Origin of the sequence: Nocardiopsis sp. CNT312, assembly GCF_000515115.1 — a bacterium.
GTDB lineage: Bacteria > Actinomycetota > Actinomycetes > Streptosporangiales > Streptosporangiaceae > Nocardiopsis.
In genome coordinates this window covers 1-2,851 of record NZ_AZXF01000050.1, presented here as the reverse complement: position 1 = coordinate 2,851, position 2,851 = coordinate 1, and the positions used below count along the sequence as shown (strand labels likewise).

Here is a 2,851-nt window from a genome sequence, read left to right as displayed (position 1 = left end):
GGGATCTGGGGCGGGCCTACCGGGACCGGTCCCGGGGCGCGGTTCCGGACTGGGAGCCGCTGGAGATCCAGTACGCCGACTACGCGCTCTGGCAGGAGGACGTCCTCGGTGAGGACGACGACCCCGAGAGCCTGGCCGCCGAGCAGATCGCGTACTGGCGCAAGGCCCTGGAGGGCGTCCCCGAGGCGCTGGACCTGCCCGCCGACCGGCCCCGGCCCGCCGTCGCCTCCTACCGGGGCGGTGTCGCGCCCATCGCCCTCTCCGCGCGGACCCACCGTGCGCTCCTGCGGATCGCGGCAGAGCACGAGGCGACCCTGTTCATGGTCGTACAGGCGGCGCTGGCGGCACTGCTGACCCGGACGGGTGCTGGTTCCGACATTCCGCTCGGCACTCCCGTGGCGGGCCGGGACGACGAAGGGCTGGAGGACCTGGTGGGGTTCTTCGTCAACACCCTGGTCCTGCGCACCGACACCTCCGGCGACCCGGCGTTCGACGAGCTGCTGGCCCGGGTGAAGGAGGCCGACCTGGCCGCCTTCGCCCACCAGGACCTGCCCTTCGACCGCCTCGTGGAGGTGGTCAACCCCGCCCGCTCCACCGCGCACCACCCGCTCTTCCAGGTCATGCTGGTGCTCCAGAACAACGCCCGCGGCGACATCGGGCTTCCGGGCGTCGAGGTGTCGGAGGAGCCCTTCCGCACCGGTAGGGCCAAGTTCGACCTCACGTTCATCGTGAGCGAGGACCACTCGCCGGACGGCTCCCCGGCCGGTGTCACGGGAGGCCTGGAGTACGCCACCGACCTGTTCGACCACGAGACCGCCGTTGCCCTGGCGGCACGCCTGTCCCGGGTCCTGGACGCGGTCGCCGCCGACCCCGGTACGCGTATCGGCACCATCGGCCTCCTCTCGCCGGAGGAGCGGCGGACCCTGGAAGCATGGAACGCCACCGACCGCCAGATCCCGTTCGACACCGTCCCCGCGGCGTTCGAGGACCACGTGCGGCGCACCCCCGGCGCGGTGGCGGTCGTGTTCGGCAACGAGGACCTCACCTACGCCGAACTGGACACGCGCGCCAACCGGCTCGCCCACCACCTGGTCGCCAGCGGAGCCGAACGCGGCGACGTGCTCGCCGTTCTCATCGAACGCGGGATCGACCTTGCGGTCACGGTCCTGGCGGCGGCCAAGGCCGGAACCCCCTACCTCCTGCTCGACCCCGACTTCCCCGACGACCGCCTGCGGAGCCTGGCCGAGGGGGCGGGCGCACGTCGCCTGGTCACCCGGGCCGAGTGGGCCGACCGCCTCACCACCGGGACCGCGCCGATCCGTCTCGACGCCGAGGCCGACGCGATCGCCCGCCGCCCCGGCCACGCCCCCGGTGTGGAACTCGGCCCCGAAGACGGAGTGTGCGTGATGTTCACGTCGGGGTCCACCGGCCGCCCCAAGGGCGTGCTCACACCGCACCGCGCGGTGGTGGGCACGTTCCTGGGCCAGGACTTCGTGGACCTGGGGCCGGACCAGGTGTGGCTCCAGTGCGCACTGCTCTCCTGGGACGTGTTCGTGCTGGAGTTCTGGGGCGCGCTGCTCAACGGTGCCCACTGCGTCCTCCAGCCGGGGCAGACCCCCGAGCCCGAACTCATCGAGTCCCTGGCCGCGGAACACGGGGTCACGGTCCTGTGGTTGTCGGCGGGGCTGTTCAACCTCATGCTGGACGAGTACCCGGGGGTGTTCTCGGGGGTGCGGCAGGTGATGACCGGCGGTGAGGCGCCCTCCCCCGAGCACCTGCGGCGGTTCCGGGAGCGGTTCCCGCACGTGCGGCTGGTGCACGGCTACGGCCCCGTCGAGGCGGTGATCTTCACCAACGCCGCCACGGTCACCGACGTGCCCGGGGGCGGGGTGCCGGTCGGCCGCCCCCTGGCCAACAAGCGCACCTATGTCTTGGACGAACGGCTGCGCCCGGTGCCCGTCGGCGTGGTGGGCGAGGTGTACGCGGCGGGGATCGGCCTGGCCAACGGCTACCTGGGCCAGCCCGGTGCCACCGCCGAGCGCTTCGTGGCCGACCCCTTCGGCGGCCCGGGGGAGCGGATGTACCGGACCGGCGACCTGGGCCGGTGGACCACCGGAGGTGAGCTGGTGGTGGTCGGCCGGGCCGACGGCCAGGTCAAGATCCGCGGTTTCCGCATCGAACCCGGAGAGATCGAGGCGCACCTGGCGGCGGTGCCCGGGGTGTCCCAGTGCGCGGTGGTGGTCCGCGAGGACCGGCCCGGTGACAAGCGCCTGGTGGGCTACGCGGTGCCCGAAGCCGGGGCCGGTCTCGCCCCCGTGGACCTGCGCTCGTCGCTCGCACGCTCCCTGCCCCAGTACATGGTGCCCGCCGCGGTGGTGGTGCTGGAGGCCCTCCCCCTCACCGGCAACGGCAAGCTGGACCGCCGTGCGCTGCCCGAGCCCGACTTCGGCGAACTGTCCCAGGGCCGGGCTCCTCGCGATGAACGGGAGGAAGAGCTGTGCGCTCTGTTCGCGGAGGTGCTGGGTTTGGAGTCGGTGACGATCGACGACTCCTTCTTCGACCTGGGCGGGCACTCCCTGCTCGCCACCCGCCTGCTCAGCCGCATCCGGGGCGCGCTCGGGGTCGAGCTGACCGTCCGGGAGCTGTTCCATGCCCCGACCGTCGCCGGTGTCGCCGAACGCATCGGCTCCGGGAACGCCGTCCCGGCCCGGCCCGCGCTCACCGTCCAGGACCGCCCCGAACGGATCCCCCTCTCCTACGCTCAACGCAGACTCTGGTTCCTGGACCGTGTGGAGGGGCCGAGCGCCACCTACAACATCCCGGTGGTGCTGCGCCTGCGCGGTGCCCTGGA

General features: G+C 72.9%; 1 protein-coding gene. It reads left to right on the top strand.

Features of this window, described 5'->3' with window-relative positions:
* A partial coding sequence (locus B042_RS0116820) for a non-ribosomal peptide synthetase (RefSeq protein ID WP_028649299.1) occupies positions 1-2,851 on the top strand: 2,851 nt, incomplete at both ends.